The following is a 22,290-nucleotide window of genomic DNA, read 5'->3' as shown; positions in this document are numbered from 1 at the left end:
CCGGCCCGCCGGAGAGATCTGGTGTGATTGGTCCGTGTTGAGGCTCCTCGGGCGGGATGACGAGCAACGTCGGCTGGAACTCCTCTTCGGCAACGCGCGCAACGGTCATGGCGGGTCGTTGCTGATCACTGGTGAGCCCGGGATCGGCAAGACAGCCCTGCTGGAGGCGACGACCACCGGCGCGGCCGGGCTCCGGCTGATCCGGCTCGACGGGTTCGAGTCGGAGATGGAGTTGCCGTTCGCGGCCATCCAGCGGCTGACGATCCCGTTGAGCGGCCACTTCCCGGCCCTGCCCGACCGGCAGCGTGAGGCGATCAGGGTCGCCTCCGGCCTGGCCGAGGGGCCGCCGCCTGACCGCTTCCTGGTCGGCCTCGGGGTGCTGGGGCTGTTCGCGGCGGCGGCGGGCGAGGTGCCGATCGTGTGCGCGGTCGACGACGCCCACCTGCTCGACCAGGAGAGCCTCGACGTCATGGCGTTCGTGGCGCGGCGCATCGCGGTCGAGCCGGTGGCGCTGCTGTTCGCCGCCCGTGACGAGGACGGCCTGGCCTCCCGGCTCGCCGGGGTGCCCGAGCTCCTGCTCGAAGGGCTCGCCCAGGAGTCGGCGACCGCGCTGCTGCTCCGGTCGTTGTCGGCCCCGATCGACCCGGCGTCGGCGGCGGCCATCGCCCGCGCCACCGGCGGCAACCCGCTCGCGCTGATCGACCTGGCCGAAGAGGCCCGCGACATGACCGGCCTGGGCTTCGGCGACGACCCGATCCCGGTCGGCCGCCGCCTGGAGGCCCACTACGCCCGCCGCCTCGGCCACACCGATCCGCGGGTACGCCTCTGGGTCCTCCTCGCCGCCGCCGACACCACCGGCAACCTCGACCTGATCACCTCGGCCGCCCGCGAGCTGGGCCTCGACGACGAGGTCGCCGAGCGAGCCGAGGCGATCGGGCTGGTCGAGCTGCACGAGACCGTCCGGTTCCGGCACCCGCTGGTCAGGTCGGCCGCCTACAACGCCTCGTCGGGCACCGACCGCAGGCGCACCCACCGGGGGCTCGCCAAGGCCGCCGCCGCGCTGGGCATGGTCGAGCTCGAAGCCTGGCATGCCGCCAAGGCCACCGTCGGCACCGACGCCCGGGTGGCCGACCGGCTGGAGCACGCCGCCGACCTGGCCGCCCGCCGAGGCGGCTTCGCGTCCCGGGCCAGCATCCTCACCCGTGCCGCCGAGCTCACCCCGTCGGGGCCGGTCAGGAACTCCCGCCTGGTCGGCGCGGCCGAGGCGGCGCTCGCGGTGGGCGCGGTGAAGGTCGCGGGCGATCTGCTCGCCCACGTCGACGAGAGCACCGCCGGGCCCGTCGAGCAGGGCCGGGCGATCGTGGTGCGGTGCGCGCTCGCCATGTTCTCGGCCGACGCGCGGCTGCTGCCCTCGGCGGCGGCCGAGCTGGTCCGGGCGGCCGACGCCTTCCAGGGCCGTGACCTCGAACGGGAGCGGCGCGCGCTGCTGCGGGCATATGAGGCCTGCGCCGTCAGCGACCGCCTGACGGCCGGGATCAGCCAGGAGGACTTGGGGCGGCGCATCAGCGCCGGTGCGGCCGGCGGCGGGCCCTACGCGGAGATCCTGGCCGGCATCGGCGCGCTCATCCTGCTGCCCTACGAGGAGGCGGTGCCGCGCGTCCGGGCCGCGTTCGACACGATCCTGACGCTGCCCGACCACGAGATGATGCACATGGGCTCGGCCATCGCCGCGCTCGGCGCGTTCCTGTGGGACGACGGCAGACGCCGCGCGGGGCTCGCCCGCGCCGCCGCGGCCGCCCGGGAGATGGGCGCGCTGCAGGCCCTCGACACCCTGCTCTGGGTGATCTCCCTCGCCGAGCTGATGGGCGGTTCGATCCGCCTCGCGCAGGAGGCGATGGAGCAGGTCCGGGAAGTGCGCCTGGCGATGGGCTACGACGCGGAGCACGTCATCAACGCCTCGCTGATGAGCTGGACCGGCTCCCCCCGGCACGTCGTGCTCGCGATCGCGGAGGGGGCCAACGCGCTCGGCTTCGGCGGGGTCGGCGCCACCGCCGTCGGGGCCGTCGGGCTGCGCGACCTCGCCGAAGGCGCCTACCGCGACGCGTACGACCGGCTCAGGCCGCTGATCGTCAATCCGTTCCTGCAGGTGACGCCGATCGAGTACCCCGACTTCGTGGAGGCCGCCGTCCGCAGCGGGCACGCCGCCGAAGCCCGGCCCGTCGTCGACGAGCTGCTGGCGAGGGCCGAGGCCAACGGGTCGGCGTGGTGCCGGGGCGTGGCCCAGCGGTCCCTGGCCCTGATCAGCGACGCCGCCGCCGCCGAGGCCTGCTACACCTCGGCGGTCGAGGCCCTCGGCACGACCACCGTGGAGATCGACCTGGCCAGGACCCACCTTCTCTACGGGGAATGGCTCCGCCGCCAGCGCCGCAGACGGGAGGCCGGGGAGCAGTTCCAGCTCGCGATCGGGCTCTTCGAACGGAACGGCGCGGACATGTTCGTACCGAGGACGAAGGCGGAACTCGAAGCGGTCGGCCTGAAAGCGGCGGCCCGGAGCGGGTCGGAGCTGCCCGACCTGACCACGCAGGAGCTGACCATCGCCCGGCTGGCCGGGCAGGGCCACACCAACGCCGAGATCGCCGCCACGCTCTTCATCAGCGCCAACACCGTCGACTACCACCTGCGGAAGGTGTTCCAGCGACTCGGCATCTCCTCCCGCCGCCAACTCGCCGACAAACTACGTGAATCGCGTGGTACGTAGGCACCCTCCTCCGCGCGACGCTCGAGTCACCCCACTCGAGCCAAGGAGGCCACAGTGCCCTTTGTCACCGCGGATGACGGTGCGCGGATCTTCTACAAGGACTGGGGGACCGGGGGTTCCCCGGTCCTGTTCAGCCACGGCTGGCCGCTGAACGCCGACGCCTGGGAGGCCTCGGCCCTGTTCATGGCGAACAACGGCCACCGCGCCGTCGCTCATGACCGGCGCGGCCACGGCCGTTCGTCGCAGACCTGGCACGGCAACGAGATGGACACCTACGCCGACGACCTGGCCTGCCTGATCGAGCACCTCGACCTGCGCGACCTCACTCTCGTCGGCCACTCGACCGGCGGCGGCGAGATCGTGCACTACATCGGCCGGCACGGCACCGCGCGGGTCGCCCGCGTCGTGCTCGTCGGCGCGGTGCCGCCGCTCATGCTGAAGACCGACGACAATCCCGAGGGCCTGCCGATCGAGGTGTTCGACGGGATCCGGGCCGGTGAGCTGGCGAACCGTTCGCAGCTCTACCGCGACCTGGCCGACGGCCCGTTCTTCGGCCACAACCGCAGGGGCGACGTGGCACAGGGTTTCCGCGACGCGTTCTGGCTGCAGAGCATGGCCTGCGGGCACCGCGCAGCCTACGAGTGCATCGCCGCGTTCTCGGCCACCGACTTCCGTCCCGACCTCGCCAAGATCGACGTTCCGACGCTGGTCATCCACGGGGACGACGACCAGATCGTGCCGTTCGAGGTGGGCGGCGAGCGCTCGGCCGCCCTGATCGACGGCGCCGTCCTCAAGGTGTACGAGGGCAGCGGCCACGCCCTGCCCGACACCGACCGCGACCGTCTCCACGCCGACCTCCTGGAGTTCATCTCATGACGACCGTCGTACTCGTCCACGGCCTGTGGGTCACGCCCCGGAGCTGGGAGCAGTGGGTCCCCTACCTGGAGTCCAAGGGCGTGAAGGTGCTCACCCCGGGCTACCCCGGCTTCGAGATCGAGGTCGAGGCGCTGCGGGAGAACCCCGACGTCATCGCCAACCTGACCGTCACCGAGACGGTCGCCCACCTGGCCTCGGTGATCGAGGCCGAGCCCGAGCCGCCGATCATCATGGGCCACTCGTTCGGCGGCACGCTCACCCAGCTGCTGCTGGCCAAGGGGCTGGGCGCGGCCGGCGTCGTGATCGACTCCGCGCCGACCGAGGGCGTGCGGGTCAACCCGATCTCGCAGGCCAGGTCGCTGTTCCCGGCGCTGAAGAACCCCGCCAACCGGCACCGCGCCGTCGGCTTCACGCCGGAGGAGTGGCACTACGCCTTCACCAACACCCTGTCGGAGGAGGACTCACGCGCCGTCTGGGAGCGGTACGCGATCGCCGCCCCCGGCTACTGGGTCTGGGAGTACGGCCTGTTCGCCAACTTCAAGCCCGGCCACCAGGACACGTGGGTCGACTACGACGCCGACCGCGCGCCCCTGCTGTTCATCGCCGGGGAGAAGGACCACATCATGCCGCCGTCGGTGAACAGGTCCAACGCCAAGCACTACAAGAACTCGCCCGCCCTGACGGACTACCACGAGTTCGAGGGCCGCGACCACTGGACCTGCGGCGCCCCCGGCTGGGAGGCCGTCGCCGACTACGCCCTGGAGTGGGCCCTGAAGCACAGGCGCTGACGTTCCGCGGAGCCCGCTTCCCCGCCCGTGGGGGAGCGGGCTTTTCGCTGCGAGTCCGAAAGTTTCTTTATCGCTGCCCGGCAGAGGTGTCCCGTTCATCTGGTTACATCGAGCAAAGTCATTCTGTTGAGGGGGTTTGACCTGCGTATTCGCTGCTGAGCTGCACGTTCAGATTTCGGAGATGTTTCTGAAAGTTGTTGACAGCCCGGGTGCTCCCGCCGACACTTTCGGGGATACCGATCCGCTCCCGTCGGTCGTACCGAGCCCCCAAGGCAGGGAGGAAGCACTTCCATGAAAAAAGGCTTAGCGGCCGTAGGTGTCTGGGCCACGGTGATGGCCATGATCACGATGTTGCCGGGCATCGCCCAGGCGGCCGTGACCACCAACCAGACCGGTACCAACAACGGCTACTGGTACTCCTTCTGGACTGACGCCCAGGGCACGGTCTCGATGGAACTCGGCTCCGGCGGCAACTACAGCACCTCGTGGCGCAACACCGGCAACTTCGTCGCCGGCAAGGGCTGGCAGACCGGTGGTCGCAGGACGGTGTCCTACTCGGGCAGCTTCAACCCGTCGGGAAACGCATACCTGACCCTCTACGGGTGGACTCGTAACCCGCTGATCGAGTACTACATCGTCGACAACTGGGGCACCTACCGCCCGACCGGCACCTTCAAGGGCACGGTGAGCAGCGACGGCGGCACCTACGACATCTACGAGACGACCCGCACCAACGCGCCCTCGATCGAGGGCACCCGGACGTTCAAGCAGTTCTGGAGCGTGCGCCAGCAGAAGAAGACCGGCGGCACCATCACCGCGGGCAACCACTTCGACGCGTGGTCGCGGGCCGGCATGCAGCTCGGCAACCACGACTACATGATCATGGCGACCGAGGGCTACCAGAGCAGCGGCAGCTCCAACATCACGATCGGCGGCGGCGGCACCAACCCGCAGCCCACCCCGACCTCCACCGGCGGTGGCGGCGGCGGAGGCGGCTGCACGGCGTCGTTGTCGGCGGGCCAGTCGTGGAGTGACCGCTACAACCTGAACGTCTCGGTCAGCGGTTCGAGCAACTGGACGGTGACGATGAACGTGCCGTCACCCGCGAAGATCAGCTCGACGTGGAACATCACCGCGTCCTACCCGAACGCGCAGACCCTGACGGCACGGCCCAACGGCAGTGGCAACAACTGGGGCGTGACGATCATGCGCAACGGCAACAACACGTGGCCGACGGTGTCCTGCCAGGCAGGCTGACCCGTCGACCGACGGAAAGCCCAGGTGATCGGCGCCTGGGCTTTCCGCCTGTTGTGAACTAGGCCGACGGGCAGGACTGGCCGGGCAGGGTCAGCGAGGCGCGGGCGTGGCTGATGACGACGTCCACCCCGGCGATCGTCGTGACGTGGACGGCGTTGACCTTGATGCCGGTGCCGTTCCCGTAGGGCACCCGCTCGTTGAGGACGATCTTCGCCACCAGCGGGATGGTGATCGTGTGGTTCACCGGCGGGTTCGTGATGGCCGATCCGTTGACCTTGAGCGCGGTGAAGGTGGTCGTGCCCGAGGTGGTGACCGTCCCGCTCCCGGTGGCGGCCGCCGTCGCCTGGGCGGTGATCTCCTCCGCCGTGACCAGGCCGTTGAGCAGGTTCAGCTTCGCGGTGGTGGCCTTCGCCCTGGCGGTACGCAGCCCGTCGGGCCCCACCGTGCCGGAGGCCTCCGTGGTGAGCACCCCGAGCGAGGCGACGGCCGGGAGGACCGCGGTCAGCAGCGAGTCGTGGTCGGAGCCGGGCGTGGCCGTGCAGGTGACGTCGGACGGGACCAGTGCCGGGCCGCCGATCAGCGGCGCGGTGACCTTGGCGGCGTGGGCGTGCGCGTCGAACTTGTGCTCCGGCGCGACGAACCTCACCGAGGCGCACGCGGTCGCGTTGTTCATGCCGACCCGGTCGGAGACGTCGGCCGGGCAGGTCGAGTATTCGCCGATGACCCCGGCCTTCACCGGAACGTTGATGGTGCAGCTCGTCACGCCGTCGCCGATGCCGCCGCCGGCGGAGACGACCCCGTTCGCGACCGACACCGACGGCTGGGCGCAGTCGCTCGTCGGCGTCCCCGCCGGGGTCAGCCCGTCGGGCAGCGCGACCTTGAACGACCAGCCGTTCTTCTCCCGCAGCTCCGAGGTGTTGGTCACGGTCAGCTTGAGCGTGGCGGTCTGCCCGATCGCGGGGCTGCCCGGCGAGTAGGAGACGCCGAGCGCCGGGGTCACGTCGAGCACCCGCACGTTGTCGATCGCCCCGTCGTTGCCGTTGGTGCCGCCCTGGGTGTTGACGAGGCGGATGCCGAGCTGCGAGCCGGAGAACAGGACGGGCGCGTTGCTCGTGTAGGTGCCGACCGAGATGCCGCCGATCACCGCCCCGGGGTTGGCGCAGGTGTCGATGGGCTGGCTGAACGTCGGGATCGCGGTGTTCCCGTCGAGCAGGTAGAACACCATCAGCGGATGGTCCACGTTGCAGTTGACCGCCGCCGCGTCGACCGAGAACGTGACGAACCGGTTGCCGCTCCCGATGGACACCGGATGTTCCGTCTCCAGCTGCACCTTGCCCGAGCCGGGCGGCGTGTGCGTGAAGGCCGTGACGGCGTGGTTCGTGGCCGGGTCGCCGCCCGCCCACTGGCCGAGCGCGCCGGCGAGATCCCGGACGACCGGCCACCAGCCGCCGCACTGCTGCGCGAGCGGAGGCGCGACGGCGGGGTTGAGGCGGCTGGCGATGAGGCCGTTGCACGAGGTCAGCCAGGCGGGGTCGGCGGCGTAGGTCATGGCGTGGGGTGCGGGCCCGGTGTAGTCGGTGACCATCACGGGCGCCGTGCCCATGCCGTTCTCGAACTCCTCACTGAAGACGACCTGCGGATCGGCGGGCGCGGCGGTGGCCGCCCGGGGTGACAGGACCGCGGTCAGCGGGATGAGGGTGAGCACGACCGCAGGGACGATGCGTCGCAAAGGTGGAATCCCTTCGTGGCGAACTGGCGGTCCTCAGTTCGTACACAAAGTCTCCGATGAATCACTCTCTGTCAAGAAAGCGCTCCTGCATACTCTGTGCAATTGGAGAATGCTTAGAGTGACATTGCTCAGGGCGCTCCCCGGCGCAGGTTCTCTATGGCCTCCGTGAGGCCGATCTCCAGGTAGCGGATGTCGTCGGTGGCGACCAGCATCGTCGCCCCGCCCGCGATCGCGCCGATGAGCTGGGTTGCCACGCGTTCGGCGTCGGCGTCTGGGCGGACCGCCCGCACGCCGTCGGCCACGTGGCGCTGCCAGCGGGCGTACATGCCCGTGATGATCTCTTCGACGGCCGGATCTGCCAGGCCCAACTGGGCCGTCAGCGCCGACAACGGGCAGCGGCGGCGCTGGGCGGCGTAGCGGGCGATCACGCGGTCGCGCCAGGCCTCCCACTGTGCCCACGAGGTCAGGTCGCTCAGGTAGGGCTGCTGTTCTTCGAGGACGAGTTCGGCCTCGTGGGCGGCCACGGCGAGCAGCATGTCGGCTTTGCCGTCGGGGAAGTAGTGGAAGAGCTGGCTCTTGCTCGTGGCGGTCGCGGCCCGGATGTCGTCGAGGCCCACGTTGGCAGGACCGTGGTCGCGGATGAGCTTGGCGGCGCCCTCGACGATCCGCTGCCTGGTGGCGGCGCCCTTCGGAGTCAGTGCTCTCACCTGGGTACTCTAGCAAAAAGTGAACTTGACAGTCCATTTTTGTGGTGGCATTTTGGACTGCACAGTCCACTTTGAAAGGAACCCATTCATGGACCTGCAGCTCACGGGCAAGCGCGCCCTGGTGACCGGATCGACCGGCGGTCTCGGCGAGGAGATCGCCCGGACCCTCGCCGCCGAGGGGGTCGCGGTCGTCGTCCACGGCAGAGACCGGGACAGGGCCGAGGCGATCGCGAAGGAGATCGGCGGGACCATCGCCATCGGCGACCTCGCCACCGACGAGGGGGCCGACGCCGTGGCGGAGGCGGCGAAGGAGATCGACATCCTCGTCAACAACCTGGGCGTCTTTGATCCCTCGCTGACCTGGGACAGCCTGTCGGCGGGCGACTGGAACGACATCTACAACGTCAACGTCGTCGCGTCGGTACGGATGATCAAGAGGTTCGTCCCGGGCATGAGGGAGCGGGGCTGGGGGCGGGTCATCCAGATCAGCAGCGCCCTGTCCGACTACCCGATGGACACCCAGCCCCACTACGCCGCGACCAACGCGGCCCGCAACAACCTGGCCGCCTCGCTCTCCCGGGAGCTGAAGGACTCGGGGGTCACCTCGAACGCGGTGGCCGCCGGCGGCATCCTCACGCCGAAGGCGAAGGTCCGGCTGACCGAGCTCGGGCGGCAGTCGGGCTGGGGCGAGACCTGGGAGGACATGGCCGAGACCGCGGGCAGGCGGCTCACCACCATGGTCGACCTCGGGCGGATCGGGCTGCCGAGGGAGTACGCCGACATGGTGACCTTCCTGGCCAGCCCCCGCTCCGCCTACGTCACCGGCGCGACGTTGCGGGTCGACGGAGGGTGGCACTAGACACACCCGCTTGACGGAGATTCCCCCATTTCCTACATTAAAAGTAGGAAACTGAGAGGTGATCTCCGTGCGCCGGTTCCGCGCCCCCCTTGCCGCATTACTGCTACTTCCGCTGCTCGCCGGATGCGGTGAGACCAGCGTCCCCCAGGGAAGCCCCGCCAAGGGCGGCTCGCTCGTCTTCGGCGTCAACACCGAGCCGCTCAACCTCGACCCCCACGCCAGCCCGCAGGACGTGACCGGCCTCTTCACCCGGCCCGTCCTCGACTCGCTGGTCGCCCTCGACGACAAGGGCGACATCCACCCGTGGCTGGCCAGCTCGTGGAAGATCTCCGACGACGGGCGCACCTACACCTTCAAGCTCCGCACCGGAGTCACCTTCAGCGACGGCACGCCCTTCGACGCCGCCGCCGTGAAGACCAACCTCGACCACATCGTCGACCCGGCGACCAAGTCGCAACTCGCGGCGGCCGCGTTCGGGCCGTACGAGAAGAGCACCGTCGTCGACCCGCAGACCATCGAAGTCGCGTTCAAGGAGCCCTATTCGCCCTTCCTGGCGGCCCTGGCCACCGCCTACTTCGGCATCCAGTCACCCAAGCAGCTCGCGCTCGGGCCCGAGGCGCTGGCCAAGAAGGTCGTCGGGACGGGGCCGTTCGTCATCGACGCGTTCACGCCGCACCAGGGCATCACCTACCACCGCAACCCCGACTACGACTGGGCGCCGCCGATCGCCAAGCACACCGGCCCGGCCTACCTCGAACGCCTGGAGTTCAAGGTCATCGTCGAGGACGCCGTCAGGCTCGGCGCGCTGACCAGCGGGCAGATCGACGCCATCGCCAGTGTGCCGCCGGTCAACGTCACGCAGGTCGAGGCCAACCCGAAGCTGACCATCATCCGCAAGCAGGCCCCGGGCGGGAACTACAACTACTACCCGAACAACGAGAAGGGGGTCTTCGCCGACCAGAGGGTCCGGCAGGCGTTCCGCGACGGGATCGACTTCGCCACCGTCGTCGAGAAGCTCTACTTCGGCACCTTCGACCCCGCGTTCAGCGCGATCTCCCCGGCGACGGCCGGATACGACAAGGCCACCGAGACGCAGTGGAGGTACGACCCCGAAGGGGCCGCCCGGCTGCTCGACGAGGCCGGCTGGTCGGCCAGGGACGCCGAGGGCTACCGCACCAAGGACGGGCAGCGCTTGACGGTCGAGTGGCCCTTCCTCAAGGCGCTGGCCCGGGAGCAGCGCGGCACGCTGGCCGAACAGGTGCAGGCGGAGGCCAAGAAGGCCGGCTTCGATGTCCAGTTCGTCGACGTCACGCCCAACGACTTCACCCCGAAGGCGCTGGCCGGCGACTACGACCTCATCGACTTCAGCTGGCAGCGGGCCGACGGTGACGCGCTGCGCAACCTGTTCGCGATCTCCAACATCCCCCGCCCCGACTTCTTCGGCCAGAACCTGGCCCGCTGGAACGACCCCGAGGTCGACGGCTGGCTGACCGACGCGCTGCGCACCACCGACCTGGCCGAGCGGGCCGCGCTCTACGCCAAGGTCCAGCAGAAGGCCAACGCCGAGGCCTCGATCATCCCGGTCTACGTCTTCACCTACCTGCTGGGCGCGTCGAAGAACGTCCAGGACATCACCTTCGAGCCGCAGGCCTTCCCGGTCTTCTACGACGCCTGGGTGTCGAAGGCATGATCCGCCGCATCCTCACCCGGCTCGGCACCTCGGTGCTGGTGCTCTGGGGGGCGGTGACGGTCTCCTTCACCGCCCTCCACCTGACGCCCGGCAACGTGGTCGACGTGCTGATCGGCAGCAGCATCGTCACCCCCGAGGTGCGGGCCCAGATCATCGCCGACTACGGGCTCGACGAGCCGCTGTTCGTCCAGTACGCCACCTATCTGGGGCGGGTGCTGCGGGGCGACCTCGGGCAGTCGTACCAGCTGCACGAACCGGTCGCCTCGGCGATCGGGGCGCAGCTCGGGCCGTCGCTGCAGCTCGCGGGGGCCTCGCTGCTGGTCGCCGTCGTGGTGTCGACGACGCTGGCGATCCTGACCGCGCGCCGGCGGCCGTGGATCCGGGGGTTGTCGTCGAACCTGGAGCTCATCGGGGTGTCGATCCCGACGTTCTGGACCGCGATCCTGCTGTTGACGATCTTCTCCTTCCAGCTCGGCTGGTTCCCCGCGGTCGGCGCCGACGGCTTCGCCACGCTGGTGCTGCCGGTCATCGCGGTCGCGCTGCCGATCACGACCATGCTCACCCAGATGATGCGCGAGGGCCTGGAGCTCACCCTTGAGCAGCCCTTCGTGCTGACCGCCCGCACCCGCGGCATGTCCGACCTGGGGGTCCGGCTCCGGCACGCGCTGCGGCACGTGCTCGTCCCGACCGTGACGCTGATCGGCTGGCTGGTCGGCCTGACGGTCGGCGCGATGGTCGCGGTGGAGCAGATCTTCTCCCGCCAGGGCATCGGCCAGCTCACCCTGACCGCCGTCGGCGGCAAGGACCTGCCGGTCGTGATGGGCGTGGTGCTGCTCACGGCGGTGCTGTACGTCGTGGTCAACATCATCGTCGACGTGCTCTACCTCCTCATCGACCCCCGGTTGCGGGGTGCCACGTGAGGATCTTCGCCGTGGCCTTCCTGGCCCTGGTCACGCTGGCCGCGCTCGCGCCCGGCCTGCTCACGGGCGGCACCCCCGACGCCGCCGACGCGCTGGCCGCCCTCCAGGGGCCGAGCGCCGACCACCTGCTCGGCACCGACGCCAACGGCCGCGACGTCTTCACCCGCATCGTGTACGGCGCCGCGCCCTCCCTGCTGGCCGGTCTCGGCGCGACCGCCCTCGCGGTGGTCGTCGGCACGGCGCTCGGCCTGCTGGCCGCGCTGGGCGGGCGGGTGGTCGACGAGATCGTGATGCGCCTGGTCGAGATCGTGTTGTCGCTGCCGACGCTGCTGCTGGCGCTGCTGGTCATCACGGTCACCGGGCCCGGCACGGTCAACGTGATCTTCGCGATCGCCCTCTACACCGCGCCCAGCTACGCCCGGCTGGTGCGCGCCCAGACCATGGTCATCCGCAACGCCGGGTTCGTGGAGGCGGCCGTCTCGCTCGGGCTCAGCAGAGGCCGGATCGTCACCCGGCACGTGCTGCCCAACGCGTTCGAGCCGCTGGTGGTGCTGGCCACCATCGAGGTCGGCACCGCCCTGGTGGCCGCCGCCTCGCTGAGCTACCTCGGGCTCGGGCCGCAACCGCCGGCGCCCGAATGGGGGGCGATGCTCTCGGCCGGGCGCGACTACTTCTCGGTCGCGTGGTGGATCGCGGTGTTCCCCGGGGTGGCGATCACGCTGACCGTCCTGTCCATCACCGTCGTCGGACGCCGGCTGCAGCGGAGGATCGCGTGAGCACACCCGTCGTCGAGGTGACCGACCTGCACGTGAGCTTCCCGGGCGTGCACGCCGTCCGCGGCGTCTCGCTCGCCGTCCACCCGGGCGAGTGCGTGGCCGTCGTGGGCGAGTCGGGGTCGGGCAAGAGCGTCACCGCGCGCACCCTCCTCGGGCTGACCGGGGAGGAGGCGACCGTCACCGCCGGGCGGCTGGCGATCGAAGGAGTGGACGCCTCGGGGTTCGGCGAACGCCAGTGGCGCTCGATCCGGGGGCGGAAGATCGGCTACGTCCTCCAGGACGCGCTGGTCTCCCTCGACTCGCTGCGCCCGGTCGGCAAGGAGATCGCCGAGACGCTGAAGCTGCACCGCGCGGCTCCCCGGCACGAGATCCCCCGCAGGGTGATCGACCTGCTGACCGAGGTCGGCGTGCCCGAGCCGGAGGTGCGGGCGAAGCAGTATCCGCATGAGCTCTCCGGCGGCCTGCGGCAGCGGGCCCTGATCGCCTCGGCCATCGCCTGCGGGCCCCGGCTGCTCATCGCCGACGAGCCGACCACCGCGCTCGACGTCACCGTGCAGGCGCAGATCCTGCGGCTGCTGGCCGAACGCAAACGGGCCGGTCAGGCGCTGCTGCTGATCAGCCACGACCTCGCGGTGGTGGCCGAGCTGGCCGACCGGATCCTGGTCATGAAGGACGGCGTCGTCGTGGAGGACGGCACGGCCGCGCAGGTGCTGGGGGCGCCCGGACATCCGTACACGAAGAGCCTGCTCGACGCCATCCCGGGGCCGGGCTCGCGGAACACCGTCGCCGGTGACGTGGTGATCAGGGCCGAGGGCCTGGTCAAGACGTTCAAGGGCCGGACCGCGGTCGACGGGGTCTCCTTCGAGCTGCGGGCCGGGCAGACGCTCGGCGTCGTCGGGGAGTCGGGGTCGGGCAAGACCACTACGGCCCGGCTGGTGCTCGGCCTGCTCCGGCCCGACCGGGGCACCGTCGAGGTCGACCGGCGGCAGACGCAGGTCGTCTACCAGGACCCGCTCAGCTCCTTCGACCCCCGCTTCTCGGTACGCCGCATCCTCGACGAGGCCCTGGAGGTCGGCGGGACGCCCCGGCGCGAGCGGGTGAAGCGCTCGGTCGAGCTGCTGGAACAGGTGGGGCTCGACGACAGCGTGCTCGACCGGCGGCCGCTGAAGTTGTCCGGCGGGCAGCGGCAGCGGGTGGCGATCGCCCGCGCGCTGGCCCCGCGCCCCCGCGTGATCGTCTGCGACGAGCCGGTGTCGGCCCTCGACGTGTCGATCCAGGCCCAGGTGCTCGACCTGCTCACCGGGCTGCAGGCCGAACTCGGGGTCGCCTATCTGTTCATCTCGCACCACCTCGGGGTGGTGCACCACGTCAGCGACCACGTGCTGGTGCTGAAGGACGGCAGGGCCGTCGAGTCGGGCGACGCGCACCAGATCTTCACGGCGCCGGCCGACCCGTACACCCAAGAACTGCTCGCAGCCGTGCCAGGAGGGCACTATGACCAAGCAGATCCATCTCGCCGCGCACTTCCCGGGCGTGAACAACACCACCGTCTGGTCCGACCCCAGGTCGGGTAGCCAGATCGACTTCGACAGCTTCAAGCACCTCGCGCAGACGGCCGAACGCGGCAAGTTCGACTTCTTCTTCCTCGCCGAGGGGCTGCGGCTGCGCGAGATGAAGGGCCGCATCCACGACCTCGACGTCGTCGGGCGGCCCGAGTCGCTGACCGTGTTGTCGGCCCTGTCGGCGGTGACCACGCACCTGGGACTCGCGGCGACCGTCAACTCCACCTTCAACGAGCCCTACGAGGTGGCCCGGAGGCTGGCCACCCTCGACCACCTCTCGGGCGGCCGGGCCGCCTGGAACGTCGTGACGAGCTGGGACGCCTTCACCGGCGAGAACTTCCGGCGCGGCGGCTACCTGGCCGAGGCCGACCGCTACACCCGCGCCAGGGAGTTCCTCCAGACGGCCCGCGAACTGTGGGACTCCTGGGCCTCCGACGCGCTGCCCCGGGCCGACGGGCGGTTCGTCCGGCCCGGCGGCATCGGCTTCTTCGAGCACACCGGGCAGCACTTCGACATCCGGGGCCGGTTCGACGTGCCCCGGCCGCCGCAGGGCAACCCGGTGATCATCCAGGCCGGTGACTCGGAGGAGGGCCGCGAGTTCGCCGCCTCCTCCTCCGACGTCATCTTCAGCCGGCACAGCAAGCTGGAGGAGGGCCGCACGTTCTACCGCGACGTCAAGAGCCGCCTCGCCAAGTACGGCCGCACCGCCGACGACCTGAAGATCCTCCCGGCCGTCACCTACGTGCTGGGCGACACTCAGGAGGAGGCCGAGGAGCGCGCGGCCGAGATCCGCCGCGCCCAGGTCGGCCCGCAGACCGCGATCCTGTTCCTGGAGGCGATCTGGGGCCGCGACCTGTCCGGGTACGACCCCGACGGCCCCCTCCCCGACATCGAGCCCGACCTGTCGACCGACGTCTCGAAGGGCCGGGCCCAGTTCCGCCGCGACCGCGCCGAGACGGCGGCCAAGTGGCGGGCGCTGGCGGAGGAGAAGAACCTCTCGATCCGCGAGCTCGTCATCGAGACCGCCGCCCCGCAGACCTTCGTGGGCACCGCCCTCTCGGTCGCGGAGGAGATCGACCATTTCGTGCAGACCGACGCCGCCGACGGCTTCATCTTCGTGCCGCACCTCACCCCGGGTGGCCTCGACGACCTCGTGGACAAGGTCGTGCCGCTGCTCCAGGAGAAGGGCGTCTTCCGGGCCGACTACACCGGCCCGACCCTGCGCCACCACCTCGGACTGAAGGAGCTCTCATGAGCCTGCATCTCGCGGTCGCCCTCGACGGCGCCGGATGGCACCCGGCCGCCTGGCGGGCCGAAGGTGCTCAACCCGACCGGCTGTTCACCGCCGGCTACTGGGCCGACCTGGTCATCGAGGCCGAACGCGGCCTGCTCGACTGGGTCACCTTCGAAGACTCCCTCAGCCTCCAGTCGTCCCGGTACGACGCCCCCGACGACCGCCTCGACCAGGTGCGCGGCCGGCTCGACGCCGTGCTGCTGGCCGCCGCGGTCGCCCCGCTGACCTCGAAGATCGGCCTGATCCCGACCACCAGCGTGACCCACACCGAGCCGTTCCACGTGGCGATCGGCATCGCCTCCCTCGACTACGCCAGCAAGGGCCGCGCGGGCTGGCGTCCGCGGGTGTCGGGGCGTCCGGACGAGGCGGCGCACTTCGGCCGCCGCGAGTTCCCGCCGTTCGACCCCGGCAACACGGAGTTCGTCGACGCGCTCTTCCGGGAGGCGTCCGACGCCGTCGAAGTGGTGCGCCGCCTCTGGGACAGCTGGGAGGACGACGCCGAGATCCGCGACGCCACGACCGGCCGGTTCATCGACCGCGACCGGCTGCACTACATCGACTTCCAGGGCGAGTTCTTCTCCGTGAAGGGCCCGTCGATCACTCCCCGGCCGCCGCAGGGCCAGCCGCTCATCACCGCGCTCGGCCACTCCACCGCGCCGTACGAGTTCGCCGCCAAGAACGCCGACGTCCTCTACGTGACCCCGAAAGACCGCGACGACGCGCGGCGGATCGTCGAGGAGGTACGCGAGCTCAACCCCGGCCTGAAGGTCTTCGCCGACCTGGTCGTCTTCCTCGGCGACCACAAGGCCCGCCTCGACGAGCTCGACGGCGCCCCGCTGGAGTCGGACGCCCACGTCTTCGAGGGCACCCCGGCCCAACTCGCCGACCTGCTGCTCGACTGGGGTTTCGAGGGGTACCGGCTCCGCCCGGGGGTGCTGCCGCACGACCTGACCGCCATCACCCGCGGCCTGGTGCCCGAGCTCCAGGCGCGGGGGGCGTTCCGGACCGCGTACGAGACCCCCGACCTGCGTGGACGGCTCGGGCTCGGCCGCCCGGCCAGCCGGTATGCGAGGGTGTCGTGAAGTTCCTCGCGCTCACGCTGGGCTTCCACAACGACCCCGCCAAGACGGTCAACCAGCGTTTCCGCGAGATCGTCGAGAGCGCGGTCGTGGCCGAGGAACTGGGCTTCGACGGCTTCGCGTTCGGGGAACGCCACGAACGCCCGTTCCTGTCGTCGGCGCCGACCGTGGTGCTCAGCCACATCGCGGCGAAAACGTCCACGATCCGGCTCTTCACCGCGGTCACCACGCTCGCGCTGCTCGATCCCGTCCGGGCCTTCGAGGACTACTCGACCCTCGACCACCTGTCGGGCGGCCGGCTGGAACTGATCATCGGCAAGGGCAACGGCACCGCCCAGGCCGAGTTGTTCCACGTCACCGAGGCCGACCAGTGGGACCGCAACCGGGAGGGCTACGAGCTGTTCCGCCGCCTCTGGCGGGAGGACCGGGTCACCTGGGAGGGCCGCTTCCGCCCCTCGCTCGACGACGCCGAGGTGCTGCCCCGCCCGTTCCAGCAGCCGATCAGGGTCTGGCACGGCAGCGCCACCAGCCGCGAGTCGGTCGACCTGGCCGCCTTCTACGGCGACCCGCTGTTCTCCGCCAACGTCTCCAACCCGGTCGAGCCGTACGCCGAACTGGTCGCCTACTACCGGGAACGCTGGGAGCACCACGGCCACGATCCCAAGGACGTGGTGGTCGGCGCCGGGACGGCCGGCTACTACAGCGCCCCGAAGTCGCAGGACGCGATCGAGACGTACCGGCCGGTCTTCGACGCGCGGCTGAAGTTCTTCGCCGCGCGCGGCCTCGACCCGGTCTTCCACAACCTGGAGGACGCCATCGAGCGCAGCTCGATCCTGGTCGGCAGTCCCCAGCAGATCATCGACAAGGTCCACCGCTACCACGACCGGCTCGGCCACGAGGTGACGCACATCTCGGCCGAGGCCGAAGGGCTTCCCGACGCGCGGCACCGGGCCTCGCTCGAACTGTTCCAAGCGGAGATCGCGCCCGTGCTCCGCGCCGAAATCCCCAGCAGACCCCTGGGAGGGCTCGCATGACCCGGCTGTCCATCCTCGACCTGGCCCCGATCGTCTCCGGCGGCGACGCCCGGCAGGCCCTCGCCAACACCCTCGACCTGGCCCGCACGGCCGAAGCGTCCGGCTATCACCGCTACTGGCTGGCCGAGCATCACTTCACGCCCGGCGTGGCCAGCTCGGCCCCCGCCGTGCTGATCGGCGCGGTCGCCGCCGCGACCAGCACCATCCGCGTGGGCTCGGGCGCGGTGCAACTCGGGCACCAGACCGCGCTGGGCGTCGTCGAGCAGTTCGGCACCCTCGACGCGCTCCACCCGGGCCGCATCGACCTGGGTCTCGGCCGGTCGGGCCAGCGGGCCAAGGAGTTCCGCGCCGCCGCCGACGCGCCCCCGCCACCGCCGCAGGAGGCGCGGGTGGTCGACGGCCTGCTCATCCCGAAGCCGTTCTCGTTCGCCTCGATCGCCAACAAATCGATCTTCACCCTGTGGGCGCAGCTCCTCCAGCAGCCCGGCGCGGAGGCGCCCGACTTCGCCGAGCAGGTCGACGACATCAGGGCGTTCATCGCTGGGACCTACCGGTCGGCGGAGGGCGTGGAGGCGCACGTCAACCCGGGTGAGGGCGCCGAGCTGGAGTTGTGGATCCTCGGCAGCAGCGGCGGCCAGAGCGCCCAGGTCGCCGCCGAACGCGGCCTGCCGTTCGCGGCCAACTACCACGTCAGCCCGTCGTCGGTGCTGGAGGCCGTGGAGGCCTACCGCGACGCGTTCAAGCCGTCGGAGCTGCACTCCAAGCCCCACGTCATGGTCTCGGCCGACGTCGTCGTGGCCGAGACGGAGGCTGAGGCGAAGCGGATCGCCGCGCCGTACGGCCTGTGGGTGCGCAGCATCCGTACCGGGGACGGGGCGATCCCGTTCCCCACGCCCGAGGAGGCGCTCGCGCACGAGTGGTCGCCCGAAGACCGCGAACTGGTCGCCGACCGCCTCGACACCCAGTTCGTCGGCACGCCCGCCCAGGTCGTCGAGCGCCTGCGGGTGCTCCGAGACGTCACGGGCGCCGACGAACTGCTCGTCACCACCATCACCCACGACCACGCCGACCGCGTGCGCTCGGCCGAACTGCTCGGCCGGGCCTGGAAGGAGCTCTCATGACCACCCGTGAGGACGAGGTGCGGGACCTGCTCACCCTGACCGGCACGACCTGGATCGACGGCGAGACCGTCGTCCCGGGCGTGCCCGGAGTGTGGAGCCCGACCGGCGGCGGCGTCGAGCTGAAGGCCGGCCTCGACGACGGCCTGACCATCGACGGCGAACCCGTGACCGGCCCGGTCGTCATCACCCCCGACGTGGAGGCCCTGTTCTTCGGCCGCGTCAGGATCCAGCTCGTCATCCGCGACGGCCTGCCCGCGATCCGCACGTGGGACCCCGACGCCGCGACGCTGCGCGCCTTCACGGGCATCGAGTCCTATCCCCACGACCCGGCGTGGATCCGCCCGGCCGTCTTCCGCCCCTACGGGGAGACCCGCCCGGAGACGGTCCCCACCGCCGACGGCCGCGACCGCGACCTGCTCCTGGTCGGCGAGGTCGTCGTCGACCTGCCGGGCGGCAGCCGCACCCTCGCGGTCACCGAGGCCCCCGGCGGCCTGTCGGCCCAGTTCGGCGACCTGACGAACGGCGAGGAGACCTTCCGCTTCCGCACCCTGCCGCTGCCCGCGCCGGGGCCGGACGGGACGCTGGAGGCCGACTTCAACAGGGCGCACCTGCCGCCGTGCGCCCTGACCGACCACTTCCTGTGCTTCTTCCCCCCGCCGGGCAACCGCCTGGACGTGAAGGTGACGGCGGGGGAGAAGCGCGTCGTCTGACCGTGCCGGGGTGGATCAGGTCGTCGTGCCGGTCACCGTCGTGCCCGACTTCGTCACGTGGTAGGTCACCTGGGCGCCGCTCCAGAAGTGCAGGGTCAGGGTGACCTTCCGGGCGTCGGCGACCTCGGCGAAGAAGGCCGGGGTCAGGGTGATCCTGTTCCCCGTGTAGTCGGGGGCGAAGGCGACGTCGAACTCCTTGAACGAGGTCCAGTCGTGCGGACCGGCGAAGGTGCCGTCGGCGTACTTCGCCTCCATGGTCGCGAGCTGGTCTCCCCGGAAACTCGTCGGGATGGCGAAGGCGCTCGTCGTGCCCGTGGCCGGGGCGACCTGCGGGGTGTCGTAGGTGATGACGCTGATCCGCCACGGGACGCCGGTCGAGAACCGGGCCGACACGTTGGCGTTCACGCCGTAGGCGCGGGAGCCGGCCAGGCGGGTCAGGGCCGAGGCCGTCAGGGTGAGGGTGGAGCCGGAGACCGTGTAGTCGGCGCCCTGCGTCAGTCCGGTGATGCCCTGGAAGGTGGTGCCGTTGAGGTTCAGGGTCAGCGACTTCGCGGTGATCGTGCCGGTGCGGGGGACGTAGACCTGGTCGGAGGAGGCGGTGCCGGAGCGGGTCGTCCAGCTCGACTTGATCTGGGCGGCGAGTTCGGGGTCGGACCACTGGAACGACGTGCGGCCGAAGTGCTGGCCGTTGTCCCACAACATGGTCGTGATGCCGCGCTGGCGGGCGTAGTGGCCCAGGTATTCGAAGAACTTGAGCTTCTCGCCCTGCTGGACGGTGCCGGTGTGGCGGTCGAAGCCGAGCAGGCCGTACTCGCCCATGATCACGGGGATGCCCCGGCTGACGAAGCCGTTGTACACCCGGTCGACGACGCCGTTCAGGTCCTGCTGGACGGTCGTGTCGAAGCGGGTGCCGCCCGCGACGTTCACGCTGAAGGGCCAGTAGCCGTAGAAGTGCACGGTGGCCATCAGGTTGGGGTCGTCCAGGGCGAGGAACGTGCTGTTCAGCTCGTCGATCCTGGCCTGGTCGGCGGAGGTGTGCAGGGTCGGCAGCACCAGCAGGCGGTTGGTGTTGCCGCCGCCGGAGTTCCGGACGATTGTGCGGAACGAGGTGTTGAGCTCGTTCAGCAGACTGGCGTTCTGGGCGTCGCCCGAGGCGCCGGTGAACTGGGGCTCGTTGACGCTCTCGAAGAGCAGCTTGGGCGAGTGGTCGCGGAAGGCCGCGGCGATCTGCGTCCAGACGGCGTTGTACTTGGCCAGCACGTTCGTGCGGTCCGTCGGCATGGTGTTGATCCACTGCCACGAGTCGTGGTGGACGTTGATCATGACGTAGAAGCCGTCGGCGAGGGCCCAGCCGACGACCTCCTTCACCCGGTTCAGGTGGGCGGGGCTGATCGTGTAACCGGGCGCGCCGCCGAGGTACTGGCCCCACGTGACCGGGATGCGGATGCTGTTGAAGCCCTGGGCGCGGATGTTGTCCAGCAGCTGCGGGGTGATCGCCGGGTTGCCCCAGGAGGTCTCGCCCTGACCGGTCGCGTCGAGCGAGTTGCCGAGGTTCCAGCCGGGCTGCATCGCCGTGACCACCGCCAGGGCGTCGCTGGGCGAGGGAGACGGCGAGGGCGACGGTGACGGCGAAGGCGACGGGTTGCCACCGCAGGTCACCCCGTTCAGGGTGTACGAACTGGGCGCGGCGTTGGCTCCGCTGTACGTCCCGTTGAAGCCGACCGTCACGCTCGCGCCCGAACCGAGCGACTGCGCGTAGGAGGGCGCCGTCACGGTCACGTTCTGGCCCGACTGGGTCCAGGTCCCGTTCCAGCCCAGGCCCACCTGCTGGTTGCCCGGCCAGGCGAACCGCAGCGTCCACGGGCTGACCGGGTCGCCCACGTTGCTGATGGTGATGTTGGCGCCGAAGCCGCCGCCGCTGTCCCAGGTCTTGGTGTACGTCACCGAGCAGGCGACCGCCGCCTGGGCCGGGGGCGGGATGACGGCCACCCCGAGGGTGGCGAGCAGCACGGCCACCGTGAGACGCAGTCTCTTCATCGTCGAGCCTCCATGGGCTGTCGGGAGCGCTCACATGGTTGGCCGGGCGCGGCGAAGGTGTACACGACGGGTTCCCGGAACACCGCGCTGACCTGGCGGCGGGGGTGAAAATTTCAGTTTGGGCCGAGCAGGGGCGAGCTGCCGCCGACCAGGTGGCGTTCGACGATCTCCACGATCACCGTCTCGGCGTCGTCCCACGTCACCGGGCCGTCGTTGCGCTGATAGGTCAGGTTCGCGAAGTAGGGGCGCAACCACGGCATCGAGTTGCGGGTGAACGAGTCGCCGATCAGCACGGTCTTCGGCTCGTAGAGCGCCGCGCCGGTGCGGTCGAGCCGGTGGCGGTCGATCGTCTCCTCCCGGGGAGAGCCGAGCAGCCGGCCCAGGTCGCCCTCGCGCGACTCGCGGCCGGTGAACTCCAGGCGGGTGCCGGCCGCGAGGGCCGGGTCGAGGACGCGGGCCAGTTCGGCGGCGTAGGTGGCGGCGGCGCGGTCGGTCCAGTGGCTGTCGGTACGCCAGTAGGCGGGCTGCCCGGTGGTGCGCTGGAGCTCCTCCAAGGGGGCGCGCAGGTCGACGTACCAGGGGAGATCGGCCTCTCGGAGCGCGGCCCAGAACTCCTTCTTGCGTTCCCGCAGGCAGTCCCGGCCGGGGAAACGCGACGGGAGCCACTGGGGGGAGACCGTCGTCTTGTCGGGGGCGACGGTGAGGACGAAGCGTTTGCCGGCCGCCTCGACACGTTCGCCCAGGCGGCGCAGCGCCTCGATCGTCTCGGCGATCGGGCGTTTCGGCCGGCAGGCCTCGGTCACGTCGTCGCCGAAGTAGAGCCATCCGTCTTCGCCCTCGATGACCTTCGGGTAGCCGAAGCCGTAGGCGGGGGCGTGGCCGAACAGCGACTCGGTCAGGAAGACGTTCGCGCGCACCGCCTCGTCGCGTAAGGGCAGGTGGGCGGTGGCCCACGCGGTCCAGTCGCCGCCGAGGGCGGGCAGCGGCGGCAGCGGCTTGTTCTCCATCTCCACGGCGCGTTCGCCGGCCGCGAAGGCGATGGCGGGGGCGAAGAAGAAGAGCAGGGCGGCCAGGCGGGTGCGCATGGGCGTAC

At 70.7% G+C, this 22,290-nt stretch carries 18 protein-coding genes; 14 read left to right on the top strand and 4 right to left on the bottom strand.

Annotated features, from left to right (window positions below):
• Nucleotides 1–34 precede the first annotated feature (34 nt).
• The 4 genes from QSK34_RS22190 (at nucleotide 35) to xynA (ending at nucleotide 5,679) form a co-directional block, all read left to right on the top strand.
• Nucleotides 35–2,758: an AAA family ATPase gene (locus QSK34_RS22190; protein ID WP_285586150.1), complete on the top strand. Its 2,724-nt coding sequence runs from the start codon at nucleotides 35–37 to the stop codon at nucleotides 2,756–2,758.
• A 54-nt stretch (nucleotides 2,759–2,812) separates the two neighbouring features.
• Entirely contained in the window at nucleotides 2,813–3,634 is an 822-nt protein-coding gene (locus QSK34_RS22185) for an alpha/beta fold hydrolase (RefSeq protein ID WP_285586149.1), read from the top strand.
• Entirely contained in the window at nucleotides 3,631–4,422 is a 792-nt protein-coding gene (locus QSK34_RS22180; RefSeq protein ID WP_285586148.1) for an alpha/beta hydrolase, read from the top strand. Before QSK34_RS22185 ends, QSK34_RS22180 begins: the two co-directional genes overlap by 4 nt.
• A 291-nt stretch (nucleotides 4,423–4,713) precedes the next feature.
• On the top strand, nucleotides 4,714–5,679 hold the full coding sequence (gene xynA / locus QSK34_RS22175; RefSeq protein ID WP_285586147.1) for an endo-1,4-beta-xylanase XynA: 966 nt from the start codon (nucleotides 4,714–4,716) through the stop codon (nucleotides 5,677–5,679).
• 58 nt (nucleotides 5,680–5,737) lie between these two features.
• Here xynA and QSK34_RS22170 read toward each other — a convergent pair whose 3' ends face one another.
• Both QSK34_RS22170 and QSK34_RS22165 read right to left on the bottom strand, forming a co-directional pair.
• Nucleotides 5,738–7,408: a choice-of-anchor P family protein gene (locus QSK34_RS22170; RefSeq protein WP_285586146.1), complete on the bottom strand. Its 1,671-nt coding sequence runs from the start codon at nucleotides 7,406–7,408 to the stop codon at nucleotides 5,738–5,740.
• A 128-nt stretch (nucleotides 7,409–7,536) separates the two neighbouring features.
• Nucleotides 7,537–8,115 carry a TetR/AcrR family transcriptional regulator gene (locus QSK34_RS22165; protein ID WP_285586145.1) on the bottom strand — a complete coding sequence of 193 codons (579 nt, stop codon included), beginning with the start codon at nucleotides 8,113–8,115 and terminating at the stop codon, nucleotides 7,537–7,539.
• Nucleotides 8,116–8,203: 88 nt separating this feature from the next.
• Here QSK34_RS22165 and QSK34_RS22160 point away from each other — a divergent pair, with 88 nt between their 5' ends.
• Genes QSK34_RS22160 through QSK34_RS22115 form a run of 10 tightly spaced genes read left to right on the top strand, consistent with a single transcriptional unit; the run spans nucleotide 8,204 to nucleotide 19,160 of the window.
• A complete protein-coding gene (locus QSK34_RS22160; RefSeq protein ID WP_285586144.1) occupies nucleotides 8,204–8,974 on the top strand; it encodes an SDR family NAD(P)-dependent oxidoreductase in 771 nt (256 codons plus the stop codon).
• 58 nt (nucleotides 8,975–9,032) lie between these two features.
• Nucleotides 9,033–10,664 (top strand): ABC transporter substrate-binding protein, encoded by a 1,632-nt coding sequence (locus QSK34_RS22155; RefSeq protein ID WP_285586143.1) that lies wholly within the window; start codon nucleotides 9,033–9,035, stop codon nucleotides 10,662–10,664.
• On the top strand, nucleotides 10,661–11,584 hold the full coding sequence (locus QSK34_RS22150; protein WP_285586142.1) for an ABC transporter permease: 924 nt from the start codon (nucleotides 10,661–10,663) through the stop codon (nucleotides 11,582–11,584). Before QSK34_RS22155 ends, QSK34_RS22150 begins: the two co-directional genes overlap by 4 nt.
• A complete protein-coding gene (locus tag QSK34_RS22145) occupies nucleotides 11,581–12,360 on the top strand; it encodes an ABC transporter permease (protein ID WP_285586141.1) in 780 nt (259 codons plus the stop codon). Before QSK34_RS22150 ends, QSK34_RS22145 begins: the two co-directional genes overlap by 4 nt.
• Nucleotides 12,357–13,934, top strand: a complete 1,578-nt coding sequence (locus QSK34_RS22140) for a dipeptide ABC transporter ATP-binding protein (RefSeq protein WP_285586140.1) — start codon at nucleotides 12,357–12,359, stop codon at nucleotides 13,932–13,934. The genes QSK34_RS22145 and QSK34_RS22140 overlap by 4 nt, the downstream gene beginning before the upstream one ends.
• Nucleotides 13,855–15,177 carry an NtaA/DmoA family FMN-dependent monooxygenase gene (locus QSK34_RS22135; RefSeq protein WP_161479649.1) on the top strand — a complete coding sequence of 441 codons (1,323 nt, stop codon included), beginning with the start codon at nucleotides 13,855–13,857 and terminating at the stop codon, nucleotides 15,175–15,177. The genes QSK34_RS22140 and QSK34_RS22135 overlap by 80 nt, the downstream gene beginning before the upstream one ends.
• Nucleotides 15,174–16,298, top strand: coding sequence for an LLM class flavin-dependent oxidoreductase (locus QSK34_RS22130; protein ID WP_285586139.1), 1,125 nt, complete (start codon nucleotides 15,174–15,176; stop codon nucleotides 16,296–16,298). Before QSK34_RS22135 ends, QSK34_RS22130 begins: the two co-directional genes overlap by 4 nt.
• A complete protein-coding gene (locus tag QSK34_RS22125; protein ID WP_285586138.1) occupies nucleotides 16,295–17,329 on the top strand; it encodes an LLM class flavin-dependent oxidoreductase in 1,035 nt (344 codons plus the stop codon). Before QSK34_RS22130 ends, QSK34_RS22125 begins: the two co-directional genes overlap by 4 nt.
• Nucleotides 17,326–18,450, top strand: coding sequence for an LLM class flavin-dependent oxidoreductase (locus QSK34_RS22120; protein WP_285586137.1), 1,125 nt, complete (start codon nucleotides 17,326–17,328; stop codon nucleotides 18,448–18,450). Before QSK34_RS22125 ends, QSK34_RS22120 begins: the two co-directional genes overlap by 4 nt.
• The gene (locus QSK34_RS22115) at nucleotides 18,447–19,160 is read left to right on the top strand and encodes a DUF1684 domain-containing protein (protein WP_285586136.1); all 714 of its coding nucleotides are present in this window, start codon (nucleotides 18,447–18,449) and stop codon (nucleotides 19,158–19,160) included. Before QSK34_RS22120 ends, QSK34_RS22115 begins: the two co-directional genes overlap by 4 nt.
• A 15-nt stretch (nucleotides 19,161–19,175) precedes the next feature.
• Here the strand turns inward: QSK34_RS22115 and QSK34_RS22110 are convergent, their stop codons facing one another.
• Together QSK34_RS22110 and QSK34_RS22105 are read right to left on the bottom strand one after the other, a co-directional pair.
• Nucleotides 19,176–21,197, bottom strand: a complete 2,022-nt coding sequence (locus QSK34_RS22110; RefSeq protein WP_285586135.1) for a cellulase family glycosylhydrolase — start codon at nucleotides 21,195–21,197, stop codon at nucleotides 19,176–19,178.
• Nucleotides 21,198–21,310: 113 nt separating this feature from the next.
• Nucleotides 21,311–22,282, bottom strand: coding sequence for an alginate O-acetyltransferase AlgX-related protein (locus tag QSK34_RS22105; RefSeq protein ID WP_285586134.1), 972 nt, complete (start codon nucleotides 22,280–22,282; stop codon nucleotides 21,311–21,313).
• Between the last annotated feature and the right edge of the window lie 8 nt (nucleotides 22,283–22,290).

Source organism: Herbidospora sp. NBRC 101105 (genome assembly GCF_030269205.1).
Taxonomy (GTDB): Bacteria; Actinomycetota; Actinomycetes; order Streptosporangiales; family Streptosporangiaceae; genus Herbidospora; species Herbidospora solisilvae.
This window is presented reverse-complemented; position numbering and strand designations above follow the sequence as displayed.

Coding starts and splice junctions, on each gene's coding strand:
- QSK34_RS22180 (WP_285586148.1), top strand. CDS start 3,631: ATGACGACCGTCGTACTCGTCCACGGCCTGTGGGTCACGCCCCGGAGC.
- xynA (WP_285586147.1), top strand. CDS start 4,714: ATGAAAAAAGGCTTAGCGGCCGTAGGTGTCTGGGCCACGGTGATGGCC.
- QSK34_RS22160 (WP_285586144.1), top strand. CDS start 8,204: ATGGACCTGCAGCTCACGGGCAAGCGCGCCCTGGTGACCGGATCGACC.
- QSK34_RS22150 (WP_285586142.1), top strand. CDS start 10,661: ATGATCCGCCGCATCCTCACCCGGCTCGGCACCTCGGTGCTGGTGCTC.
- QSK34_RS22135 (WP_161479649.1), top strand. CDS start 13,855: ATGACCAAGCAGATCCATCTCGCCGCGCACTTCCCGGGCGTGAACAAC.
- QSK34_RS22130 (WP_285586139.1), top strand. CDS start 15,174: ATGAGCCTGCATCTCGCGGTCGCCCTCGACGGCGCCGGATGGCACCCG.
- QSK34_RS22120 (WP_285586137.1), top strand. CDS start 17,326: ATGACCCGGCTGTCCATCCTCGACCTGGCCCCGATCGTCTCCGGCGGC.
- QSK34_RS22115 (WP_285586136.1), top strand. CDS start 18,447: ATGACCACCCGTGAGGACGAGGTGCGGGACCTGCTCACCCTGACCGGC.
- QSK34_RS22110 (WP_285586135.1), bottom strand. CDS start 21,197: ATGAAGAGACTGCGTCTCACGGTGGCCGTGCTGCTCGCCACCCTCGGG.
- QSK34_RS22105 (WP_285586134.1), bottom strand. CDS start 22,282: ATGCGCACCCGCCTGGCCGCCCTGCTCTTCTTCTTCGCCCCCGCCATC.